Annotated in this window: 21 protein-coding genes, 1 tRNA gene and 1 riboswitch; of the genes, 8 read left to right on the top strand and 14 right to left on the bottom strand. The window is 70.9% G+C overall.

Going from position 1 to position 22,551, the window contains the following annotated elements:
- Positions 1–12 precede the first annotated feature (12 nt).
- The 5 genes from PYR72_RS26240 to PYR72_RS26220 all read right to left on the bottom strand — a co-directional run bounded on the left by PYR72_RS26240 (position 13) and on the right by PYR72_RS26220 (position 5,263).
- A complete protein-coding gene (locus PYR72_RS26240) occupies positions 13–957 on the bottom strand; it encodes an aldo/keto reductase (protein ID WP_275457589.1) in 945 nt (314 codons plus the stop codon).
- A 164-nt stretch (positions 958–1,121) separates the two neighbouring features.
- Positions 1,122–2,183 carry a M23 family metallopeptidase gene (locus PYR72_RS26235; protein WP_275457588.1) on the bottom strand — a complete coding sequence of 354 codons (1,062 nt, stop codon included), beginning with the start codon at positions 2,181–2,183 and terminating at the stop codon, positions 1,122–1,124.
- Positions 2,184–2,193: 10 nt separating this feature from the next.
- Positions 2,194–2,355, bottom strand: a riboswitch (cyclic di-AMP (ydaO/yuaA leader).
- A gap of 263 nt (positions 2,356–2,618) precedes the next feature.
- Positions 2,619–3,731 (bottom strand): PP2C family protein-serine/threonine phosphatase, encoded by a 1,113-nt coding sequence (locus PYR72_RS26230; RefSeq protein WP_275457587.1) that lies wholly within the window; start codon positions 3,729–3,731, stop codon positions 2,619–2,621.
- Between the two features lie 116 nt (positions 3,732–3,847).
- Positions 3,848–4,507 carry a GTP cyclohydrolase II gene (ribA, locus tag PYR72_RS26225; RefSeq protein WP_275457586.1) on the bottom strand — a complete coding sequence of 220 codons (660 nt, stop codon included), beginning with the start codon at positions 4,505–4,507 and terminating at the stop codon, positions 3,848–3,850.
- 162 nt (positions 4,508–4,669) lie between these two features.
- Positions 4,670–5,263, bottom strand: a complete 594-nt coding sequence (locus PYR72_RS26220; RefSeq protein WP_275457585.1) for a MarR family transcriptional regulator — start codon at positions 5,261–5,263, stop codon at positions 4,670–4,672.
- Positions 5,264–5,312: 49 nt separating this feature from the next.
- On the opposite strand from PYR72_RS26220, the gene PYR72_RS26215 reads away from it, so the two are divergent.
- Both PYR72_RS26215 and PYR72_RS26210 read left to right on the top strand, forming a co-directional pair.
- On the top strand, positions 5,313–6,470 hold the full coding sequence (locus tag PYR72_RS26215) for a dihydrofolate reductase family protein (protein WP_275457584.1): 1,158 nt from the start codon (positions 5,313–5,315) through the stop codon (positions 6,468–6,470).
- Positions 6,471–6,568: 98 nt separating this feature from the next.
- Positions 6,569–6,642, top strand: a tRNA-Met gene (locus tag PYR72_RS26210).
- Positions 6,643–6,782: 140 nt separating this feature from the next.
- Here the strand turns inward: PYR72_RS26210 and cyaB are convergent.
- From cyaB to PYR72_RS26185, 5 genes are all read right to left on the bottom strand, one after another.
- Entirely contained in the window at positions 6,783–7,367 is a 585-nt protein-coding gene (gene cyaB / locus PYR72_RS26205) for a class IV adenylate cyclase (RefSeq protein WP_275457583.1), read from the bottom strand.
- A 102-nt stretch (positions 7,368–7,469) separates the two neighbouring features.
- Positions 7,470–8,675, bottom strand: coding sequence for an FtsX-like permease family protein (locus PYR72_RS26200; RefSeq protein ID WP_275457582.1), 1,206 nt, complete (start codon positions 8,673–8,675; stop codon positions 7,470–7,472).
- Positions 8,672–9,442, bottom strand: a complete 771-nt coding sequence (locus PYR72_RS26195) for an ATP-binding cassette domain-containing protein (RefSeq protein ID WP_275457581.1) — start codon at positions 9,440–9,442, stop codon at positions 8,672–8,674. The genes PYR72_RS26200 and PYR72_RS26195 overlap by 4 nt, the downstream gene beginning before the upstream one ends.
- Before the next feature lie 22 nt (positions 9,443–9,464).
- The gene (locus PYR72_RS26190) at positions 9,465–11,090 is read right to left on the bottom strand and encodes a hypothetical protein (RefSeq protein WP_275457580.1); all 1,626 of its coding nucleotides are present in this window, start codon (positions 11,088–11,090) and stop codon (positions 9,465–9,467) included.
- 15 nt (positions 11,091–11,105) lie between these two features.
- Complete coding sequence (locus PYR72_RS26185) at positions 11,106–11,570, bottom strand: hypothetical protein (protein ID WP_013002534.1); 465 nt, start codon at positions 11,568–11,570, stop codon at positions 11,106–11,108.
- Between the two features lie 388 nt (positions 11,571–11,958).
- Here PYR72_RS26185 and PYR72_RS26180 point away from each other — a divergent pair, with 388 nt between their 5' ends.
- Positions 11,959–13,350, top strand: a complete 1,392-nt coding sequence (locus tag PYR72_RS26180) for a chloride channel protein (RefSeq protein WP_275457579.1) — start codon at positions 11,959–11,961, stop codon at positions 13,348–13,350.
- Between the two features lie 79 nt (positions 13,351–13,429).
- Here PYR72_RS26180 and PYR72_RS26175 read toward each other — a convergent pair whose 3' ends face one another.
- Complete coding sequence (locus tag PYR72_RS26175; RefSeq protein ID WP_275457578.1) at positions 13,430–13,807, bottom strand: hypothetical protein; 378 nt, start codon at positions 13,805–13,807, stop codon at positions 13,430–13,432.
- Positions 13,807–14,157: a hypothetical protein gene (locus tag PYR72_RS26170; protein WP_275457577.1), complete on the bottom strand. Its 351-nt coding sequence runs from the start codon at positions 14,155–14,157 to the stop codon at positions 13,807–13,809. The genes PYR72_RS26175 and PYR72_RS26170 overlap by 1 nt, the downstream gene beginning before the upstream one ends.
- A 172-nt stretch (positions 14,158–14,329) precedes the next feature.
- On the opposite strand from PYR72_RS26170, the gene PYR72_RS26165 reads away from it, so the two are divergent.
- Positions 14,330–14,626, top strand: a complete 297-nt coding sequence (locus PYR72_RS26165) for a winged helix-turn-helix domain-containing protein (RefSeq protein ID WP_275457576.1) — start codon at positions 14,330–14,332, stop codon at positions 14,624–14,626.
- A gap of 507 nt (positions 14,627–15,133) precedes the next feature.
- Here the strand turns inward: PYR72_RS26165 and PYR72_RS26160 are convergent.
- Together PYR72_RS26160 and PYR72_RS26155 are read right to left on the bottom strand one after the other, a co-directional pair.
- Positions 15,134–16,192 (bottom strand): hypothetical protein, encoded by a 1,059-nt coding sequence (locus PYR72_RS26160; protein ID WP_275457575.1) that lies wholly within the window; start codon positions 16,190–16,192, stop codon positions 15,134–15,136.
- Between the two features lie 101 nt (positions 16,193–16,293).
- On the bottom strand, positions 16,294–17,313 hold the full coding sequence (locus tag PYR72_RS26155) for a LacI family DNA-binding transcriptional regulator (protein ID WP_275457574.1): 1,020 nt from the start codon (positions 17,311–17,313) through the stop codon (positions 16,294–16,296).
- A 304-nt stretch (positions 17,314–17,617) separates the two neighbouring features.
- Between PYR72_RS26155 and PYR72_RS26150 the strand changes: the two genes are divergently transcribed.
- The 4 genes from PYR72_RS26150 to PYR72_RS26135 are packed head-to-tail and all read left to right on the top strand — an operon-like array spanning position 17,618 to position 22,502.
- Positions 17,618–19,003: an extracellular solute-binding protein gene (locus PYR72_RS26150; protein ID WP_275457573.1), complete on the top strand. Its 1,386-nt coding sequence runs from the start codon at positions 17,618–17,620 to the stop codon at positions 19,001–19,003.
- A gap of 5 nt (positions 19,004–19,008) precedes the next feature.
- Positions 19,009–19,929, top strand: a complete 921-nt coding sequence (locus PYR72_RS26145; RefSeq protein ID WP_275457572.1) for a sugar ABC transporter permease — start codon at positions 19,009–19,011, stop codon at positions 19,927–19,929.
- Positions 19,930–19,931: 2 nt separating this feature from the next.
- The gene (locus tag PYR72_RS26140) at positions 19,932–20,780 is read left to right on the top strand and encodes a carbohydrate ABC transporter permease (protein ID WP_275457571.1); all 849 of its coding nucleotides are present in this window, start codon (positions 19,932–19,934) and stop codon (positions 20,778–20,780) included.
- Between the two features lie 48 nt (positions 20,781–20,828).
- Entirely contained in the window at positions 20,829–22,502 is a 1,674-nt protein-coding gene (locus tag PYR72_RS26135; protein WP_275457570.1) for an alpha-amylase family glycosyl hydrolase, read from the top strand.
- The last annotated feature ends 49 nt before the right edge of the window (positions 22,503–22,551 follow it).

The following is a 22,551-nucleotide window of genomic DNA, read 5'->3' as shown; positions in this document are numbered from 1 at the left end:
GGGCCGTGTGGGCTACGCCGACGCGTCGGTCAGGCGCCGCAGCTCCTCGGGGGTGAGGGTGAGGTCGGCGACGGCCAGCAGGTCCGGGAGCTGGTCGAGGTTGCGCGCGGAGGCGATCGGCGCGGCGATGGTCGGCTGGGCCGCGAGCCAGGCGAGGGCGACGGTGGCGTGGGCGGCCCCACGGGCTTCGGCGATCTCGTCGAGGGCCGCGAGGACGCGGGTGCCGGCCGGAGTCGCGAGATAGGCGCCGGCACCGGCCGCCCGGGGGCTGTCGACCGTGATGCCGGGGCGGTACTTGCCCGTGAGGAAGCCCTTGGCGAGGGCGAAGTACGGGACGGCGGAGAGGCCGGCGTCGGCGGCGACGGTCTGCAGCGGGCCCTCGTAGGTGTCCCGGGAGACCAGGTTGTAGTGCGGCTGGACGGCCACGTAGCGGGCCAGGCCCTCGGCGTCCGAGAAGTCCAGGGACGCCTTCAGACGCTCGGGGGTGATGTTGGACGCGGCGATCGCCCGCACCTTGCCGGCCTTCACCAGGTCGTCGAGGGCGGTGACGATCTCCTCCACCGGCACCTCGGGCTTGTCGAAGTGCGTGTAGTAGAGGTCGATGCGGTCCGTGCCGAGGCGGGCGAGGGAGGCGTCGGCCGCGGCCTTGATGTTGGCCGCCGTCAGCCCCTGGTACTCGGGGTGCTGGCTCACCTTGGTCGCGATGACCACGTCGTCCCGGTTGCCCCGGGACCTGACCCACCTGCCGATGATGCTCTCGGACTCACCGCCCGTGTGGCCCTCCACCCAGGCCGAGTAGGAGTCGGCGGTGTCGACGAAGTTGCCCCCGGCGGCCGTGTAGGCGTCGAGGACGGCGAAGGACTGTGCCTCGTCGGCCGTCCACCCGAAGACGTTGCCGCCGAGGGAGAGGGGGAAGACCTCGATGTCGGACGTGCCCAGCTTGCGAAGAGAAGTCATGTCATCCCTCAACCAGCCCGGCGGACGCCCGCATTCCGCCCTGGCGTGAACGCCGCGTGAAGCCGTGGGAGCGAGGCGTCCGAGCGGAGGCCGGTCCCGGGGACGACGAACGCCGCGCGGTCCTCACGGACCCACGCGGCGTCGTCGTTCGTCGTCCGACCGCTCTACGGGGTCAGGCCCTTGCTGCGCAGCCACGCCGCCGGGTCGATGCCGTTGGCCGAGCCGCCGGTGTGGACCTCCATGTGGAGGTGGGCGCCGGTCACGTTGCCGGTGGCGCCCACGCGGCCGATGACGTCGCCGGTGGCGACCTTCTGGCCGACGCTGACGCCGATGGAGGACTGGTGGGCGTACCAGATCTCGGTGCCGTCATCGAGGGTGAGGACGGTCTTGTAGCCGTAGGAGCCCTCGTAGCCGGCCTGGGTGATCGTGCCGCTGCCGACGGCCTTGATCAGGGTGCCGGTCGGGGCGGCGAAGTCGAGGCCGGTGTGGTAGCCGGAGGACCAGTAGGGGCCGGCCTGGCCGAAGGTGGAGGTGAGGGTGTAGGAGGAGGTGGGCAGCGTGAACTGCGTGGCGAGGGAGGCCAGACGCTCGGCCTCCTTCTTCGCCGCGGCCTCCTCCGCCGCCTTCTTCTTGGCGGCGGCCTCCTTGGCCTCGGCTTCCTTCTTCTCCTGGGCGGCCAGCTCGGCGGCCTTGTCCGCGGCGGCGGTCTGGGCGGCCTCGGCGGCGGCCTTGTCGAAGGCGTCCTGCTGGGACTCGGCCTGGGCGATGATGCGGGCGCGCAGGGCCTCACCGGCGTCCGCGGTGCCCTGCTGGGCCTCGGCGGGGGTCAGGCCGGCGCTGCTGAGCGGCGTCCTGGACGCCTCGGGCTCCGGCTCCTCGGCCTCGTCCTCGAAGACCGAGCCGACGTTCGGCATGTCGGGCATCGAGATGGACACCGGGGCCTTGCCGGACTGCGCGCTGGCCATGCCGGCGCCGCTGACGGCGGCTATGACACCGACGCCGAGGACGGTGGAGCTGCGGCCGAGACCGCCACGGGCGAGTACACCGGTCTTCTTGGCGACACGGTGCCGGCCGCGAGCGGGGCGCAGGGTGTCCTCGCTGGGATTCCACTCCTGCCAGGGGCCCTCGTTGTCGCTGTTGTAGCTGCCGTAGCCGAACGTCCGGCTCTCGCCTTCGCGTTGGCTCGGCACGACTGGGGCTTCGGTCGCGGACCGGTTCGACGCCACGTGGGCGTACTCCTTCCTTCCTCCTCGCCTACCGGGTTAGCTGACGGGTTCGGAGCAGGAAGGTCTCCTACGCGCGTAAACCGGTCGTGCGGACTGCCACGACGGTCTCCGTGCGATTCACCCCAGGGTGGTGGTTCCCCGGTTCCCTTGCGGGATTCGGCGCGTGAGCACGGAGCCGTCTCTTGTGACGGCTGGGACGACCGCGCTGCGTTATCGAACGTTAATAGACGTGAGTACTCCATTCCAAGCTGTTCTGAATGATCGTTCCGGCCCCTCTGCTGGACTTTACGGGTCATGAGGGGTTTAAAACGGGCGAGTTGACTTGCCTCAGGAGTAACAAAAGTTCTGACGGGACATCAGCACGTCTACGGAGAACGGTCGAACAGCCACGCTGGGTGATATAGAGGCGGTCACCGGCCCCGCACCCGCCCGCGGTCACGGCCGGCGGACCGCCAGCAGGGCCATGTCGTCCGTCGTACCGTCCCCCGTGTGCCGGCGCACCTCGTCCGCCAGGGTCGTCACCAGGGAGCGCGGCGCGGAGAAGACCCGCCCGGACAGACGTTCGATCGGATCGTAGAAGACACCGCACGCGTCCCGCGCCTCCGAGAGCCCGTCCGTGTGGAACAGGAGCGTGGCCCCCCGCGGAAACCCGGCCTCCTCCGCGCGGTCGGGCCAGGCGCCCAGGTCCTCCATGCCCAGCGGGAGGGCCGGCCGCGGCGCGTCCAGGGAGCACAGGGTGCCGTCGGCGAGCAGCAGGAGGGGGGAGGGATGCCCCCGGTTGACGATCCGGGCGCGCCCGGCCCCGTGCGGGAACTCCGCCAGCACGGCCGTCACGAACCCCTCGTACTCCACCGCCGCGTCCCGCAGCGCGGCCTCCCGCCTGGTCGCCTCCCGGGCCAGCGCCCGCTCCAGCCGTTGGGCGACCGCTTCGAGCGTCGACTCCTGCTCGGCCGCCTCCCGGAACGCGCCGATCAGCACCGCCACCGCCGACACCGCGCCGAGCCCCTTGCCGCGCACGTCGCCCACGATCAGCCGTACGCCGTGGGGCGAGTCCTGCACCGCGTACAGATCGCCCCCGATCGACGCCCCCGCCTGCGCGGCCTCGTACCGCGCGGCGATCTCCAGCCCGCCGATCCGCTCCTGCGGCACCGGCAGGACGGCCCGCTGCGCCGCCTCGGCGATCTCCCGGGCGGTGGCGAGCCGGGCGTCGCTGCGGCGGACGAGACGGTTGATCAGTACGGCCAGTACGGCGACGGTGACCACCGTGGCGATCTCGGTGATCGCGTCCACCTGCCCCGTGTCGCCGTAGTAGCCGCGCACGGCGCTGACCCCGGAGATCGAGACGATCCCGGTGATCACCGTGCCGTGCAGCGAGAAGAGCGGGGCCGCCACCAGGGGCGCGGCGGTGAAGAAGGGGACCGCCGTGAACTCACGCGGGGTGAAGTGGTCGTAGAAGAGTCCGACGGTGATCAGCAGGGCCGGGACGGCGCGTGTGAGCGTACGGAGGAACGAGAACCGCCGCCCGACCGGCTCCCTCACACCCGCCATCCGTTCTCCGTGCCCACGGAAACAGGGTTTCCGTGGGCGGGGCGCGGGGCCAGTCGGCGGGGCCGAGTGGGCTAGGGCCCTTCTGACGGAGGGCAGGGGAGCGACCCTCGCCGGGGTCAGCCCGCCGTCACTCCTGCCAGTCCCGTCAGTCCCGTCAGCTCCGGCAGGGGGAGCGTGTGCTGGGTCTGGAGGACCTTCGCGCGCAGGTAGCGGACGTTGTGGGCGGTGGTGAAGACACCGGTGGGGACGCGGTGACGGACGCCCACGCCGAGGTCGCGGAGCTGCTGCGCCTTGTCGGGGTTGTTCGAGAGCAGGTCCAGCTCGTCGATGCCGAGGGCACCCAGCATCTGGGCCGCCGCCGTGTAGTCGCGGGCGTCCTCGGGCAGACCGAGGGCCGCGTTGGCCTCGTAGGTGTCGAGCCCCTGGTCCTGGAGGGCGTACGCGTCGAGCTTGTTGTAGAGGCCGATGCCCCGGCCCTCCTGGCGGAGGTAGAGGAGGACGCCACCGCGTTCGGCGATCCGCTCCACCGCCTCGCGCAGCTGCGGACCGCAGTCGCAGCGTGCGGAACCGAAGACGTCGCCGGTCAGGCACTCGGAGTGCAGCCGGACCAGGGGGTCCGTGCCGGGGGCGGGGTCCCCGAGGACGATCGCCAGGTGCTCCTGGCCGTCGACCAGGCCGTGGAAGGTGACCAGTTCGGCGTCGACGGCGTAACCGTCCTGGAAACGCAGCGGCACCCGGACGCGGGCACGCGGGGTGGCAGCGGGAATGTCGGGCATGCGGGTTCTCCGGTCCTGGTGCGGGGTGTCGTTGTGCTTCAGTTTTGAAGCACAACGCTCGGAGTGACTCTAACCCGTGCTTCAAATTTCAAGCAACTGATTTGGGGGTACGTCACATTCCCGTCATGCGCCGCGAGGCCATGCGCCGGTGCCGCACGCCCCTCAGGCGCGGTCCCGCTCGCCCGACCCGCCCGGGTCCCGCTCGCCCGACCCGCCCGGCTCGCCCTGCTGCCCCTGCTGGCTCGACGGGCATGCGCGGCGGCGCCACGGGAGGTCGTCCGAGCCGGGGGCCGCGAGGGGGCTGCCGCCCTGGATCGCTGCCGCGATGGCCCCGCAGATCTCCTCGAACTGGCTGATCTGCTCGGGGGCGAGATGGTCGAAGACGGCCCTGCGCACCGTCTCGACATGCCCCGGCGCCGTGCGCTCCAGCAGGGTCATGCCCTCGTCGGTGAGCACGGCCACGCTGCCGCGCCTGTCCCACGGGCAGTCCTCGCGCCGCACCAGGCCGTCCTTCTCCAGCCTGGTCACGACGTACGTCAGCCGGCTGCGCGTGATCTTCAGGCGCTCGGCGAGTTCGGTCATCCGCATGCGGCGCTCCGGCGTCTCGGAGAGCGCGGACAGCATGGAGTAGTAGAGGTGCGGCAGGCCGGCCTCCTGCTGGAGCTGGCGGTCGAGCGCGTCCTCCAGAAGGGAACTCGCGGCCACGTAGGCGCGCCAGGCACGCTGTTCGTCGGGGGTGAGCCAGCGGGTCGTCATACGTACAGTGTAGGTATTGTTTAAAACTTGAACCAAGGGAGCGCGTCCCATGCCCCAGCCCTACGTCCTGTTGTCCGCCGCCGTCTCCCTGGACGGCTTCCTGGACGACACCGGACCCGAGCGGCTGCTGCTGTCGAGCCCGGCCGACTTCGACCGGGTCGACGAGGTGCGCGCCTCCGTCGACGCCATCCTGATCGGCGCCGGCACCCTGCGCACCGACAACCCCCGGCTGCTGGTCAACTCCCCCGAGCGGCGCGCGGCCCGTGTCGCCGCCGGGCTGCCCGAGTACCCGCTGAAGGTGACGGTCAGCGCGTCCGGCGATCTCGACCCGGCGGCACGGTTCTGGCACACCGGCGGCGAGAAAGCCGTGTACACGACGGACAAGGGCGCCGACCGGCTGCGCGGGCTGGGCCTGCCGACGGGACCGGACGGCGTGACCGTGGTCTCCGTCGGCCCCGAACTGGAGTGGACGGCCGTCCTGGACCACCTCGCGGACGTGTGCGGCGTGCGGCGCCTCATGGTGGAGGGCGGCGGCCTCGTGCACACCCAGCTGCTCCGGCAGGACCTGGCGGACGAGATCCAACTGGCCGTGGCACCGGTGTTCGTGGGGGAGGCGGACGCGCCCCGGCTCTTCGGGACGGGCGCGTACCCCGGGGGGCCGAGGAGCCGGCTCCGCCTGCTGGAGACCCGGCCGGTCGGCGACATCGTCCTCATCCGCTACGCCCCCAGCGTCCCCGGCACCGGACGGGACGTCTCCCCCGCCGACCGCCACTGGCTGGATCTGGCCTGCGAACTGGCCGCCGCGTGCCCGCCCTCGCGGACCGCGTTCAGCGTGGGGGCCGTGGTGGTCGCCGAGGACGGTACGGAACTGGCACGCGGCCACTCCCGCGAGGGCGGCGACCCCGTGGTCCACGCCGAGGAGGCCGCCCTCGCCAAGATCGACCCCGCCGACCCGCGCCTGGCCTCCGCCACGGTCTACAGCAGCCTGGAACCGTGCGCCCGCCGCGCCTCCCGCCCCGCGCCCTGCGCCCGGCTCGTCCTCGACGCGGGCATCCGCCGGGTCGTCACGGCCTGGCGCGAGCCGGACACGTTCGTCGAGGACGCGGCGGCCGGGAACGCGGTGCTGGCGGCGGAGGGGGCGGTGGTCGTGCTGATCGGGGACTTCGAGGAGCGGGCACAGGCACCCAACCGCCACCTGACCGGCTGAGCCCCGCCCCCTCGGCACCGTCTCCGCCGTCGCCCTCCCGCCCCCACATCAATGCGTGTGCTCGGGGTCCCGCGGATGGCGTACACTGGTTTCAACGACGCGGGGTGGAGCAGCTCGGTAGCTCGCTGGGCTCATAACCCAGAGGTCGCAGGTTCAAATCCTGTCCCCGCTACTGAAGACTTGGGGCCGGAATCCGATCAAGGATTCCGGCCCCAGGTGTTTGTGTACGCCCCAGGTGTTTGTGTACGCCCCAGGTGTTTCTGTACGCCCCAGGTGTTTCTGTACGCCCCAGGTGTTTGTGTACGACTGCCCTCACCCGCTCCTCCGGGGCTGAGCGCCGCGGACCGCCGCCACCGCGTCGGTGTACGACTCGCGGGTGAGGTCCTCGGGTGCGATGCCCAGGTCGCGAAGGACCGCGCGGATGTCGTCGAGGGCCCCGGCGACCTCGTCCTCCTCCTGAACCAGGCTCTCGACCTCCAGGAACGTGCCGTCCAGCTCGGGGACCCGCACCAGGGTGGCGAGCATCCGCCGGCCGTACGCCTCGAAGGCGTGGCTGCGGCAGTGCTTCTCGAACACGATCGCCGGCACATAGCCGAGGTGCCGCAGGATGGCGTGCGCGACCTGCGAGTCCTCGACCCGCGTCTCGTACTCGGGTTTCGAACCGGACGCCTCGTCCACGGCCGCCGCCTTGAAGGTGAGCAGGGTCCGCCGCTCCCCCGTGCCGTGGTCGGCCAGGAGCCGCAGCCGCAGCTCCTCGTCCCGCCCGCGCAGGCTGCCGTCCGGCAGGTCGTAGTACGTGTCCAGATACGTCTCGACCCTGCCCTCACCCCACCCACCGAGCACCCGCGCGACCACCTCCGGCGCACGGACCCGGACCTTCAACTCCGCCTCGATCACGAGCCGTTCCTCTCCTTCGCCGACCGCGCTCCCCCTCGGCCCCCGTCGTGCCACTGTCCCCTGCCGGCTGTCCCCGAGGAAGGAGGAGCGGGTGTCCGCGCCTCAGCCGTGGGCCCGTGCCGTGAGGTAGGGGTCACGGCGCAGGACGTCACGGCTGCCGAGGAGGGTGCCGGTGGCCAGGCCCACGGCGGGCAGCAGCAGCGCGGCGGCGGCCCAGGCCGGACCCGGCAGGGCGTCCGTGCGGGAGATGGGCAGCCCGAGGAGGTCGCTGAGCGGACCGGCCAGCGCCACGGACACGCCCGTACCGGCGAGGACGCCCACGACACCGGCCACCCCGCCCGAGAGGACGGCCTCACCGAGCAGGATCCTGCGGAGCTCCGAGCGCCCGGACCCGAGAATCCGCAGAACGGCGAACTGCCCGAGCCGGGCCCGCGTACTGTCCGCCGCGCGTACCGACCCGAGCCCGACGGCGCCGATCGCCAGCACCAGCACCCCCGCCCGCATCGCGAGGTCCGCCACCCCGAACAGCCCGGGCAGGTCACGCACACGATCGGACACGGGCGACGCCGAGAACCCGTCCGCCTGGAGCGACTTGGTGACGGCGGCCACCTGCCTCTGATGCCCGACCCGTACGACGGCGGACTGCGCGCCCTCGTGCGCGCGGAAGGTGTCCGGAGTCTGTCCGGCGCGCGCCGCGGCCAGCAGCGCGGCCGTGTCCTCCGCGAGGTAGGCGACGTCGGGACCGTCGGCCTGCCAGGCGGGGTCGTAGAGCGTGGTGACCCGCAGTCTGATGACCTGGGTGGTGCCGGACGCCGCACCCGTCGCCCGGGTGTATCCGAAGGCGACGGTACGGCCGAGGAGCGGAGCGAAGTCGGTCCCCTGCGCTGAGGCCGGCAGAGCGACCTCGTCCCGCCCGAGCCCACCGGGGCCCGCCGGGTTCCGCCCCTTCACCACGGGCAGGTCGTCCCCCGGCGTCAGGGTGTGACCGGCCAGGTCGTACGTCCCCTCCTCCGCGGCGTAGAGCACGGACGGGTAGTCGGCGACGACCTGCCGTACGCCCGGCACGGACGCGGCGTCCCGCAGGGCCGAGGTGGTGAGCGGCCGGACCGAGGTGTCGCCCTCGAACGAGGACAGCTCGATCTGGGTGAGCCCGCCCGAGCCGAGCACGTCCCGCTCGACGGCCTCGGCGGCACCGGCTGCCACCCCCGCGGACGTGGTCAGCAGCGCGGCCAGAACGGTGAGGGCCGGCAGTGCCCTGCGCAGCGAACGGGCGTCACGCGTCCAGGTGTACAGACTCCAGCGGCTCATCCGAGGCTCCCCTCCCGGGCGTCCCGCAGGCCCGCCGCCGGCTCCCGGGCCTCCTGCCTGCCGACGGCCGGCTCCTGGGCGTCCGACGAGTCGGCGGCCGACAGGACTCCCCCGTCGAGCACGTACCGCCGGTCGCAGCGCGCGGCGACCGCCGGGTCGTGCGTGACGAGCAGGACGGCCGCACCCCGCTCCGCACACGAACGCAGCGCTGTCATCACCGCGTTCGCGGTCCGGGGGTCGAGGCCCGAGGTCGGCTCGTCGGCCAGGACGAGCACCGGCCGTTTGACGGCCGCTCGCGCGACGGCGATGCGCTGCCGCTGCCCGCCGGAGAGCTCGGTGACCCGGGAGTCGGCCAGGTCCGCCATGCCCAGATCGCCGAGGAGCGCCCGGGCCTCCGTACGGTGCCGGGTGAGCCGGGGACCGAACGCGGCGGCCACGTTCTCCCAGGCGTTCAGGAACGGCAGCAGCCCCAGATCCTGCAGGACGATGCCGATCGACCGGCGCCGCAGCAGATCCCGGCCGGCCGTGGACAGGGATCCGGTGTCCGTGCCGGTGAGGTGCAGCGAGCCCGCGGCCGGAGAGAGGATCAGCCCGAGGAGGGCGAGCAGCGTGCTCTTGCCCGAACCGGACGGGCCCTCGACGGCTGCCATGGTGCCCGCGTCGAGCGTGAGATCCGCACGGGTCAGACCTCCGCCGGACGCGTAGCCGAAGGCGAGGCCCTCGGCCACCACGGCGGGCGGGGCGGCGGGTGGGGCGGCGGTGTTCATGGGGCGGTGTCCTTCCGGATGGTCACGCGAGGAGGTAGTACGCCGCTCTGGTGGCGTCCGCCGAGGCCGCGCCGCCCGGCGAGGCGGCGTACAGGTCGGGGAACGCGGGGTCGCTGTAGCGCCGGAGAAGCCGGGGCAGGTCGTCCCAGAGACTCTGCGGAATGCTCTGATCGGAGGCGAGGGCCGCCTGGACCGCGTCCGAGGCGGTCATCAGGTCCCCCGCGCGCAGCGCCCTCCGGGTCTGCTCCGTGAGGTCGGTGCCCTCGGCGAGCCGTGCCGCCTGGGCCGTGCATCCGGCGTCCGCGAGCACGACCACGACGCGCAGCGAACGAGCGGACAGGCCCCCGCCGCTCGGGCCGTCCGGCGCCCCCACGGCCGTACGCCCGCAGCCCAGTCCGAACTCCGCACGTGCCGCCATGACGCCGTACCACCGGCGCTCGTTGTCCCGCGTCAGACGCCTCGGGACCGTCAGCCGAGCCGCTTCCGCCGCTCCCCTGGCGGCCTGCGGTCCACAGGTCAGGGCCAGCCGGTGGCAGGTCATGGCGAGCAGCAGCCGATCGGACGGTTCGAGGCCGGCGTCCGCGCCCATCCGCGCCAGTCGCCGCTTCAGCCAGTACGGCGTGTGCTCCTGCTGAGCGCCGGCCGTCAGGGCTCGCGCGGCGTCGTAGGTGGCGGTCAGCGTGCCCAGTTGGGCCGGCGTCTTCGTGACGAGGCCGTCGGCCCGGACGTGCCCCACGGGCTCGGGCAGCGCGCCGGCGCCGGAGCCCGCCTCGGCGCCGTCGGTCATCAGGGCGCGACGGACCAGCCACCGGGTCTGTGTGTCGGAGTCCGACAGCATCGGCACCAGGCAGTCGTGCGTCCGCCGGGTCAGCCGGTCCCGCAGCAGGGTCAGGGCGGCCCGCTGGATGGGGTCGAGGGCGGCGCACCCCGCGGCCAGCCGGGCGTCGGCCCCGCGCACCGCACGCGTCGCACGGGCCCGTACGCCGACCGCGCGCAGGGCCTCGGTCGCGTAGAGCACCGGTACGGCCTGCTCGGCACGGGCGGTGTCCGCGGCGAGGGTCTCCAGCCGGGCCCAGGGCACCTCGTCGTCCCGCCCCAGGCAGGTCAGGGTCTGCAGAAAGGCGGCTCTGGTGGCGAGCGAGGTGAGGGCGTCGTCCCCGGCGTCCGGCGCGGTCAGGTACCCGAGCGCCTCCCGCCCGGCCCGGTCCCGGAGCCCCGCCCGCTCCAGTACGGCGGTCGCCTCGCGGCTCTCGCCCGCTCCCCTCCCTCCGAGGGCGAGGCACACGTAGTGGGCCCGCCATGCCGGGGTGTCCAGGACGTCGGTACGGGCGAGTGCGGCGAGCCGGGCGGGCCGGACCTCGGGCACGCCCCCGCCTCGGCCCGTACCGCCACCGCCCCGGGACCCCTCGGCAAGGGCCGCCTCCAGACGCCCGTACGCGGTCGGGTACAGCGCGGGATCGCGACCGACGTCCACGCGGGTGGCGCGTACGAGATCGTTCGCGCCACGCAGGGCGTCGAGTTGGGTGGCCAGGTCGGCGCCGGGTGGCGCAGGCCGTTCCACCGGCCCGCCGCCGAACACCGCGGCGCCGAGCGCCACCGTGGCGGCCACCGCACCCACCGACAGGAGCGCCCGGCGACGACGGTCCACGTGCTCCCTCACCGCTCAGTCGTTGGCACAGGCCGAAGCGAACGCCTTGACGCCGGACTTGAAGGCGCCGCCGTCGGAACAGGTGGTGATGCTCGTGTTGAGCGAGCCTCCCGGGTCGGCGATCCCGCTGATGTCGGCGATCCAGGTGTTCTGGTTGGTCCAGCTGACCTGCCGGGTGTTCTCGCTGACCGGCGTACCGCTCGGGCTCAGCGCGAGGGTCGCCTGCCAGCCGTTGGCCTTCACCGTCGCCGTGTTGCTGATCCTGCTGACCGGGTACCTCGCCCCGCCCCTCGTGGTCTTCGTCGACGTCTTGAAGGAGCACTTGTCGGCGTAGGCGTTGCACTGCCACGCGCTGACCTCGACCCTCGCGCCCGTGCCGGGCAAGGGCGTCGACCCGGCGTCCGAGATGGCCGCCGTCGGCACAGCGGACCCCGTCACCAGCATTCCGACGAGCCCCGACGTCAGCAGGATCCTCTTCATCCGCCCTCCCCGCGTTCATGGCACGCACATGCAGACATGTCGGCCCAACCAGGGCACGAACTGTATATGTTGCGCAAATACTGAAGAGTGACCGAAAAGCGACGGGTGTATGCGTCCGTCACCTCGACTCGCCCGCGGAACAAACCAGAAGAAACCATCCAGCGCAGGGCGCCCCGGTCACAGTCGTCCGCGGACCGAAGGACGAGTGACCGGTTTCAGCCATCCGGCAGTCGGGATTGTTCACACCTGAGCGTGACGGCGGCCGTCCGCCGCCGTTGCCCCGCCCTCCGTCACACGCACAGCCCCGGCCGGCGAGCCGCACCTTGCCCCGCGTGTCAGGCTCGGGAGCGCGCGGAACGACGTCTGCACCCGCGAGGAGGCTGTGCGCATGCCGGTCGGTACGGACGCGTCCGGGGGCTCCCCGTCTCCGGACCCGAGGACGCTTCTGCGGAGCCGTGCCTACCTCGTGCTCCTGTTGACGGCCGCGCTGATCGGCGTACCGGTGTCCGCGGCGGCCTTCGGGTTCCTCGCGTTGGTCGGGGAGCTCCAGCCGCTGATCTACTCGGATCTGCCCGAGTCCCTGGGTTTCGAAGGAACTCCGTCCTGGTGGCCGCTGCCGCTGCTCGCCGTCGGGGGACTGCTGGTGGGTCTGACGGTCCGCTACCTGCCGGGGCACGGCGGTCATGAACCGAGCGCCGGGTTCCAGCCCGGCGGTGTGCCCGCGCCTATCGAGCTCCCCGGCATCTTCCTCGCCGCCTTGGCGACGCTCTGCTTCGCCGCCGTCCTCGGCCCCGAGGCCCCCCTCCTGGCACTCGGCAGCGGGCTCGCCGCCGGTGCCGTGCGGCTGGTCAGACGTGATCCGCCGGAGCAGATGAGCGCGGTGCTGGGTGCGACGGGAAGTTTCGCGGCCGTCAGCTCCCTGCTGGGATCGCCCCTGCTGGGGGCGTTTCTGCTGATGGAGGCGTCGGGGCTGGGCGGGATGATGATGACGACGGTGCTGGTACCCGGGCTGCTGGCCTCGGGCATCGGCGCGCTCGTCTTCGTCGGACTCGGCTCCTGGACCGGGCTGGGCACGTACTCCCTGGTCCTGCGCGACGTACCCGAGGCCGTGCGCCCGACGGCGGCGGAGTTCGGCTGGGCCCTGCTCATCGGGCTGTCGGCCGCGCTGGTGGCCGCGGGCATCCGATGGCTCGCCGTCCGGCTCAGGACGCACGTCGAACGGCGTCGAGTGGCGGCCACCGTCGTCATCGGCCTCGTCGTGGCGGGACTGGCGATCGGCTACGCGGAGGCCACGGACAAGCCAGCGACCGACGTGCTCTATTCGGGACAGACCGCGCTGGACCCCTTCCTCACGCACAGTGCCACGTACTCCGTGGGCGCGCTGGCGCTGCTGGTGCTGTGCAAGGGCCTCGCCTACTGCGTGTCGCTCAGCGCCTTCCGGGGAGGCCCGATCTTCCCCGCGATGTTCGTGGGAGCCGCGGGCGGCATCCTCTGCTCCCACCTCCCGGGGCTGAGCCTGGTCGCGGGGTTCGCGATGGGTATCGGCGCGATGAGCGCCGCGATGCTGCGCCTCCCCCTGGTCTCCGTCCTGCTGGCCACGCTGCTGATCGGGCTCGAAGGGGTCACCGTCATGCCGCTGGTGATCGTCGCGGTCGTCGTCTCGTACGTGGCTACGGCGCGGTGGACGCCGGAGCCCGGATCGGAGGCGGGGCATCGGCCAGAGCCGGTGTCCGGGTCTGGGTCTGGGCCGGGGTCGGGGTCGGGGCGACCGCAGGTGTGAGTGGTTCGGCTCGCCTCCGTCCGGCCGGCGCGGTGTCCGCCGGTCGGCCGGACGGAGGCGAAGCGTCCGCGGGCTGTGCCTACATCCCGCGTCCGGTCCCGTCGGTCCCTTCGGTCCCTTCGCCGTCGTCGGTGGCCTCGGTCTCCGGCACCGGCAGGCGCGCGCCCCTGGACTCGGCGACGCGCAGGGCGTCCGTCAGGCACTCGGCGAGACGGATGCCCGCGTAGCGGACCTCGGTGTACGGCGAGGCCGGGTCCTCCAGCACGGTGCGGGCGAGGCCGAGAACGTCGGTGCCGGTGGCGAGTTGGGTGGCCTCCAGTTCGTCGGCGAGACGGGAGAGGGGGCCGCCGTTGTGGTCGGTCACCAGGTACGAGGCTTTGCCCTTGGGGGACGGCCAGGGCAGGAGCCGGAGCGCGCGTCCACGACCGGGTACGGGTGTGCCGTTGACGTGTTCCATCAGACGGCCGCCTTCCGCAGACCGACCAGGTGCTGATCGAGGTCGACCCCGAAGTCGGCGGCGAGGACGAGCGCGAGACGGCGTCGCTGCTGGAGAGCGGCCTCCTCTTCGTGCACGGCGAGGTAGGGGCGCACGAGAGCGGAGGCAGCACCGTCGATGGGGCCGTGGAGGCCGTACGGGGAACGATGACGGGGGAGGTCGGAGTACGCGGACGCGGGAATGGAGGGGTGGCGTACGGCGGTCACGTGCAGGCAGAGGTAGGGACGCTGGCGGGGGAGGCGCCGTTTGCCGGGGCCGGGAGAGAAGAGGAGGCGCAGCCAGTGAAGGGCGCGGGGGATAAGGTCGGTCATGTCGACGCTCCTTGTAAGCGTGGGCCGTGCCCCGGGAGGTCTCCACACCTCGCCGGGGTCTTTGCTGCTCCGACTGTAAACATGACGAGTCAGGTAGCGCTATGACTCGGTAGGGAGCGTCATGACTCTCACTGCCCAACTATGATCACCCCTGACCGGCTAACGTACCGTCATGACCGAAGCTCAGGAGTGGCGCCCCGATCCCGCGTCCCGGATCTACGTGTACATGCAGATCGCCGAGCACATCGCCGCCCAGGTTCGCGCGGGAAGCCTGCCCGTAGGCGCACGCTTGGCCTCGGAGCCAGATCTCGCCGCTCGGTACGGCATCGGGATCAACACCCTCCGACGCGCGATCCGGGAGCTGCGGGAGCGAGGCATCGCCGACACGGTGCCCGCAAAGGGAACATTCATCATCAAGGTGCCCGAGTCCCTCGTTGATGGCCCGGAACCGAACGGGACCGCTGACTAGCGATCCCGCCCTCAGTCACCATGCGACTCCCGAACGGCGGCCGTTGCACTCGGGCCAGCAAGGGGCGACCCGGCGATCCCTGAGCCCCCGAAAACGGCGCGAGCCCCAGTCCAGACGTGGTCTGAGCTGGGGCTCTTGCGTAGGCCCTGTGGGACTCGAACCCACAACCAATGGATTAAAAGTCCTGGCCAAAGCATGACGGGTGGTTTCGGACGCTGCTTCGGAGTCCGGAACCACCTGGTCAGAGCATGTACGCCGTAACTGACGATCCACCACCTCCCGCCTCGTGCCGAAGCGTCCGCTCACGCATCGCTCACGCATTAGGGGCTGCCAGCTGGTACACCAACCCGTGGAGTCGGGGACTTAGGTTCCGTCATTCGCGTAGCGATTGGGAAGACAGGCGCCGACCAGAGGTTTCGTGGCTGTCCATGCGCTGAACTGCAGAAACAGATCTCGGAGTACTCACTGGTCGACGCCGTTTCCTAGATGTGTCCTCAGGAGGTGCCGTCACTGCGGGGGCTTGACCAGGAACGTCGCCTTGGGATCCACGTCTGTGGCACATGCGAGCGTCGGGAGCTCATGATCGGGTAGGCCGGCAAGTTCGACGGCCGCTCGTCCCAAGTCATGTGCCGCTTGGACGGAGTGACCGTTGGCGACGGAGGCATAGAACCGTGCTGCATACGTGATCGCATCCCCGTCGCCGATCTCATCCGCCATACCGATCGCGAAGGGCACCGTCTGAACCAGGTTGTCGATCTGGGCGGCGGAGTGGCAAGAGTTGAGCAGAACCAGCAGCGGCGGGTCGTCGGTGGCCTTGATCGCGCTCGCGAAGGCACGGGCCGTGACAACGGCACCTTCGTGGGGTTCGTCGACGTCCTGCTCGAAGGCGATCAGGTCAGTGTCGCTGTGGCCGGAGAAGTGCACAACGTGTGGACGGAATTGGCTGAGTCCGTCCAGAAGGTCATCCGTCGTTGCGGCAGGGCGGACGTCCAGGGCAACAAGGTCACGGTGCAGTGCCTGCTCCACCGCCCTCCGGATCCGCGCCTGCTCCCGGTTCACCCGGAGGTCCCCCTCCGAGGAGGCTCCCAGCATCAGCACACGCAGCTTCTCCGGCTTCGGTGCCCTCAGCTCCCGTAGCACGACGCTGACCTGCCCTTCCGTGGCGGCGAGACGCCCATGGATCATCCGCTGCGAGGCCGCTGCCCGGCGCTCCGCCTCCTTCTGCTCACGCTCACGCGCACGTTCGGCCGCTTGGCGCTCAGACTGCTCCGCCTTGGCCAACTTGACCTGCAGGTCGGCTGCTTCCTGGCCGTACTTGGCGGCCTTGGCAGTCCACGACGCTGCATCGCGCCCTGCGGCATTCGCCTGATCCTCGTAGCGGTCGGCCTCGCGAAGCTTGCTCTTCACCGTGGTGGCGCTCTTCGACTTCGCTGCTGCGGCACGGGCCTTGGCGGTGGCGCCGCGCTTGTCGGCCTCCTTACGGCGGTACTCGCCGACCTTCTTGTCCGCGTCGGCACGCGCCTTGTTCTTCCGCTCCAACTGCCCGCGGTAGTAGCTCGCATTCATGCCCGTGGCCTCTCGACTCGCTCCTTTCACTTACGCTACGGGCGACCACTGACAATCCCGTCCCCACGCATACATGAACCGAGCCCGGTGGAAGAGGGAGGCTACCCGCGCGGCGGCGCCGTGCTCCCCCTGATGACGAGCTGCGTCGGCACGACCACATCGCGCTCGGTCTCCTCGCCCCCCAGGATGCGCAGCAGCATCCGCCCGGCCAGCTCCCCCTGCTCCCGCACCGGCTGCCGCACGGTCGTCAGGTCCGTCAGCTCGGCCACAGGATGGTCGTCGATGCCGATCACCGAAAGGTCCTCCGGGATGCGCAGCCCGGCCCGCCGCAGCGTACGGATCGCGCCGAGGGCGACCTCGTCCGAGTGGGCGTAGACGGCCGTCGGCGGCTCCCGCTGACTGAGAAGTTTCGCCATGGCGTCGGCCCCCTGACCCCCACCCCAGTCCACGGTCACGACTAGCCGCTCGTCCACATCAATACCCGCGTCGCGCAGGGCGGCGTAGTACGCGTTCGAGCGCCCCGAAGGCTGCACCTCGTCCGGCTGGTCGGGGTCCACGGCCGCGATCATCGCGATCCGGCGATGGCCCAGGAACAGCAGGTGGTCCATGGCCTGACGGCCCGCCGTCTCGTCGTCGATCGACACGTTCGGGTACGGCGCGTGCTGGCCGCCCGCCGCGATGACCGTGACACCCATCAGCTCCAGCCGCCGCTGTTCCTCCTCCCCGACCGGGAAGGCCAGCACGACCACCGCGTCCACCTTGCGCCGCGCCGGCAGCCGGTGGAAGAAGTCGTGCCGGTCCTCGATGCCGTCGACGTGATAGAGGAGGACGTCCAGGTCAGCGGCCCGTAGCACCGACTCCAGGCCCTCCAGCAGCGCCGCGAAGAACCAGCGGGAGATGTGCGGGACGACGACCGCGACTCGGCCGGTGTCGCCGCCGGCGAGGCGGGACGCCTCGGGGGAGACCACGTAGGAGAGCTCCTCGGCGACCGCGAGGACGCGGCGGCGGGTGGCCTCGGCGACGCCGGTCTCGTTGTTGAGCGCGCGTGAGGCGGTGGCCATCGAGACGCCGGCGGCACGGGCCACGTCCGCCATGTTGATCTTCTGGGAGCTCTGCGCCATGCGGGAAGGCTAACCCACTCCGGGAAGATTTCGGAAACGCTTCCATAATTCTCGGAAGGGTTTCCGAGAGGTTCCGCCGGGTCGAATGTCGCCCCATGCGGCCATCTGATCGTTTCGGCACGTCAAATGCATGTTGCGGTTTCGTTACTTGACAGGCTCGGTCGGCAAGCTCAGTCTTTCGGCAACGGAAACGCTTCCGAAACCTGCTTCGCGCATCCAGCGGCCCAGGCAGGGGAAGCGCACCGACCCTCTGTCTGCCGACCATTGATGTGGAACGGCAGCCGCATGGATGCGAGGAGGCATCATGCCCAAGCAGCAGCACCCCACCTCCCCCGCCAGAACCGTCGGCCGTCGTCTGCGCACCCCGCTGGCGGCCGTCGCCGCCGCGTCCGCGCTGGCCACGCTCGCCGCGTGCAGCGCCCCCGGCTCGGACTCGGGCTCCGCGAACGCGACCCCGACCGCCGTCAACACGGCCGTCGCCGACAAGGCCGCGACCCTGACCCTGTTCTCCGCGGCCGGTCTGGAGACCTACGAGCAGGGCCTGGCCGACGCCTTCATGGCCAAGTACCCGAAGATCAAGGTCAAGCTGCGGGTCGAGGCGGACAACAACTACAACACCGTGCTGCCGAGGCTGCTCGCCTCCGACTCAACGCCGGACATCGTCCAGCCCTCCGACCTCCTCGGCGGCGTGAAGGACGGCCTGCTCACCAACCTCGACGCCTACGACAAGGCATACGACTGGAGTGCGAAGGTCCCCGCCTCCGCGCTGGCACCCGGCCGGGTGTCCAACGGCGTGATCGGCGAGGGTCCGCTCTACCAGGCGGGCGGTTCGGCAGGCCCGCTGGTCGGCGTCTTCTACAACAAGGAGCTGGCCGCCAAGGTCGGCATGAAGAAGGTGCCGTCCTCGATCGCCGAGCTCGAAGCCGTCATGGCCAAGGCGAAGAAGTCCGGAATCACCCCGATCGTCGCCTCCAACCAGGACGGCCTGATCGGCCACCTCTACAGCCTGCTGCTGGGCAACTACATGGGCGCCGACAAGCTCAGCGCCATCGTCTACCACCAGCCGGACGCCACCCTGGACACCCCGGATGCCGTCAAGGCCACCGAGACCCTCCAGAAGTGGATCAAGGCGGGCTACTTCGCCTCCGACGTCAACGCCCTCAACCAGGAGGCGTCGTACGGCCAGTTCACCGGCGGCAAGGGCCTGCTCTTCTTCCAGGGCAGCTGGATCACCCAGACCATCGACAAGAACTTCAAGGGCAAGTACGGCGTCTTCCCGATGCCGCCGGCCGAGAAGAACGGCCCGCACACGGGCATGACCAGCAACACCCTCGCCTTCTCCATCGCCGCGCGCTCGAAGAACAAGGACGCCGCCGGCCTGTTCCTGGACTTCCTCACCACCCCCGAGGCCGCGAAGGTCGCCGTCGACAACGGCTACGCCGCGCTGACCGACGGCACGGCCTCCCCGGGCAAGCCGTCGCTGTCCGGCACACTGACGGACCAGATCCAGGGCGGTTACGCCACCATCGCCGTCGACAACGGCTTCGACAGCTGGCTGCAGAACGCCGCCCCCGAGGTCAACACCAAGCTGACCCAGCAGCTCCAGCTCCTGGTCTCCGGCAAGGTCAAGCCCGCCGCAATGGTCAACACCCTCCAGACCACCTACGCCGACGCCCTCAAGAGCAGCTGAGCATCATGTCCTCCACCCGACCGACCAAGGTGGGCGCCGTCGCCGCCCGGAGCCGTCGCAGGCTCCGGGCCCGGCGGTGGGCCGGCTGGCTCTTCGCCCTCCCCGCCCTCGCCTTCTACGGCGTCTTCAACTTCTATCCCGTACTGATGTCGATCCAGTACTCCTTCTACGACTGGGACGGCATCGGGGCCTCCACCTGGGTGGGTCTGGAGAACTACACCGAGGTCTTCACTGACTCGGAGCAGTTCACCACCCTGCTCCACGCGTTCTACCTGATCCTCTTCTTCACGGTCCTGCCGGTGACCATCGCCCTGATCACCGCCTCCGTACTGAGACAGCTGGAGGGCCGCTTCACCGGAGGACTGGCCCGCACACTCCTCTTCCTCCCGCAGATCATCCCGGGAGCCGCCGCGGGCGTCGCCTGGACCTGGATGTACTCCGACAACGGCGTGATCAACCAGATCCTGCGAGCCGTAGGGCTCGATTCCCTCGCCCGCCCCTGGCTGGCCGACTTCACCTGGGCCCTGACCGCCGTCGGGTTCATCGGCACCTGGCTGTCCACAGGGCTGTGCACGATGCTGCTGCTCTCCGGCATCGGAAAGATCGACGGCAGCCTGTACGAGGCCGCCCGCATCGACGGCGCCGGACCGATCCGCCAGTTCCTCGCCGTCACCCTGCCCGGCCTGCGCAACGAGATCGGCGTCTGCGTCACCATCACGATCATCGCCGCCCTCGCCAGCTTCGACGTCGTCTACCTCTCCACCCAGGGCGGCCCCGGCACCCAGACCATGGTCCCCGGCGTCGCCGTCTACACCCTGGCCTTCAACGACGCCCGCCTCGGCGCGGCCTCCGCCCTCGCCGTCGTCCTCGCCCTGGTCGTGATCGCCGTCGTCGTACCGCTCCAGCGCCTGTTCCGGGAGAAGTGACCATGCCCGAACGCACGCAGACACAGAGCCTGCGGTCACTTCGCCGCCGCGCTCCCGGACTGATCCTCATCACGGCCGCCGCGCTCTACTCGGTCGTACCCCTGCTGAGCATGGTCAGCGCGGCCCTCGCACCCCAGGGGACCTTCCCCTCGGGCCTGAGCTGGCCCTCCGACCCGCACTGGCACAATTTCGTCGACGCCTGGAACGTCGCCAACATCACGACCCTGCTGAAGTCCAGCACCCTGATCGTGCTCGGCGTGGTCCCAGTAGCGGTCCTGATCTCCACGATGGCCGCGTACGCGATCGCGATCCTGGAGATCCCCCTCGGCCGCGTCTTCTACATCATCCTGGTGATGACGCTGACGCTCCCGTACGAGATCGTGATCGTCCCGCTCTACGAACAGACCAGGGCCATGGGCCTGCTGGGCACCCAATGGGCGCTGATCCTCCCGCTCATCGGGATGAACATGCCCTTCGCGGTGTTCTGGATGCGGGCCCACTTCGCCGGCGTCCCCAAGGAACTGTCCGAGGCGGCGAGCATGGACGGCGCGGGTCCCTGGCGGGCGCTGTTCCACATCCACCTCCCCCTCGCCCGCCCCGCGATCGCCTCCCTGGCGCTGCTGATGTTCCTGTCCACCTGGAACCAGTTCCTGCTTGCCCTGGTGCTGATCGACGATCCCGACAAGCGGACGATGGCCGGCGCGCTGCAGGCGTTCACCACCAAATACGCCACCGACCAGGTGCTGTTGAACGCCGGCGCCCTGCTGATCATGGCCCCCACGATCCTCGTGTTCCTGTTCCTGCAACGCCACTTCGTCAAGGCGCTGCTCCAGGGCTCGGTCAAGGGCTGACCCCCGCCCCCCACCACCTTCTTCTCCAGACAGTCAGGACCGAGCACCATGACCGACCCCACCCCCACCTCGCCGCACCCCGAAGCCGACTGGTGGCGCACGGCCGCCATCTACCAGGTATACATACGCAGCTTCGCCGACGGCGACGGCGACGGCACCGGCGACATCGCGGGCCTGCGCTCCCGCCTCCAGTACCTGGCCTACGTCGGCGTGGACGCGATCTGGATCAACCCCTGGTACCCGTCCCCGCTGGCCGACGGTGGCTACGACGTCTCCGACTACCGGGACATCCACCCCACCTACGGCACCCTCGACGAGGCGAAGCAACTGATCACGGAGGCGCATGAGCTGGGCCTGCGGGTCATCCTGGACATCGTCCCCAACCACACCTCCGACCAACATGCCTGGTTTCAGGAGGCGTTGGCGGCGGCCCCCGGCTCCCCGGAACGCGACCGGTTCATCTTCCGCGACGGCAGGGGCGAGGACGGAAGCGAGCCCCCCAACGACTGGCACGCGGCCTTCGGCGGCCGTACGTGGACCCGCACCCCCGACGGCCAGTGGTACCTCCACCTCTTCGCCCCCGAACAACCCGACTTGAACTGGGAGAACCCGGAAGTCCGCGCCGAGTTCGAGTCGATCCTGCGCTTCTGGTTCGACCTGGGCGTCGACGGCTTCCGCATCGACGTCGCCCACGGCATGATCAAGGACCCGGCGCTCCCCGACCTCGGCCTGACCGAGTTCTCGGTCCTGACGGGCGAGGACCAGCAGGACCACCCGCACTGGGACCGAGACGGCCTCCACGACATCTTCCGCAGCTGGCGCGCCATCGCCGACAGCTACCCCGACCCCCGCGTCTTCGTCGCCGAGGCCCACGTCCGCCCCAGCCGCATGCCCGAGTACCTCCGCCCGGACCAGCTCCACACGGCCTTCAACTTCGACTTCCTCAAGTGCCCCCTGGACGCGGGCAGACTGCGCGAGGTCATCGACCGCAGCATCACGAGCCTCGCCGCCGTCGGCGCCCCCGCCACCTGGGTGTTGTCCAACCACGACGAGACCCGTCACGTCACCCGCTACGGCCGCGCCGACACCGGCGTCCAGGCCCTGTTCCGGGACAAGCCCATCCCCACCGACCTCGCCCTCGGCACCCGCCGAGCCCGCGCCGCCGCCCTGCTGATGTTCGCCCTGCCCGGCAGCGCGTACGTCTACCAGGGCGAGGAACTCGGCCTCTACGAAGTCGAGGACATCCCCGAGGAACTCCTCCAGGACCCCATCTGGGAACGCACCGGCCACACCGTCCGAGGCCGCGACGGCTGCCGCGTCCCCCTCCCCTGGACCGGCGACACCCCACCCTTCGGCTTCAGCACCTCCGGGGCCCCGCCGTGGCTCCCCCAGCCCGAGGACTGGAAGGCGTACACGGCCGAGGCCAACCAGGCCGACCCCACCTCCATGCTCCAGCTCTACCGCACGGCCCTACGCCTGCGCCGCGACCACCCCGGCCTCACCGCCGAGGACTTCCGCTGGCTCGACAGCCCGCCCGGCACCCTCCTCTTCGAACGAGGCGAGGGCCTCCTCTGCACGGTCAACCTCTCCGACCAGCCCATTCCCCTTCCCACCGGCTATGGCCCGCTCCTCATCTCAGGCCCCCTGGACAAGGACGGCCTCCTGCCCCCGGACACCACGGCCCTGCTGTTCCGCGACGGAACCGACAGCCGGCCCTCCTGATCCACCAGGGCCTGTCCGGTGTTCCTCCCCGCCGCCCGGACAGGCCCTG

Source organism: Streptomyces sp. VNUA24 (assembly GCF_029167005.1).
GTDB lineage: Bacteria > Actinomycetota > Actinomycetes > Streptomycetales > Streptomycetaceae > Streptomyces > Streptomyces scabiei.
The sequence above is the reverse complement of the archived record's forward strand: the minus strand, read 5'-3'. Positions and strand labels throughout refer to the sequence as shown.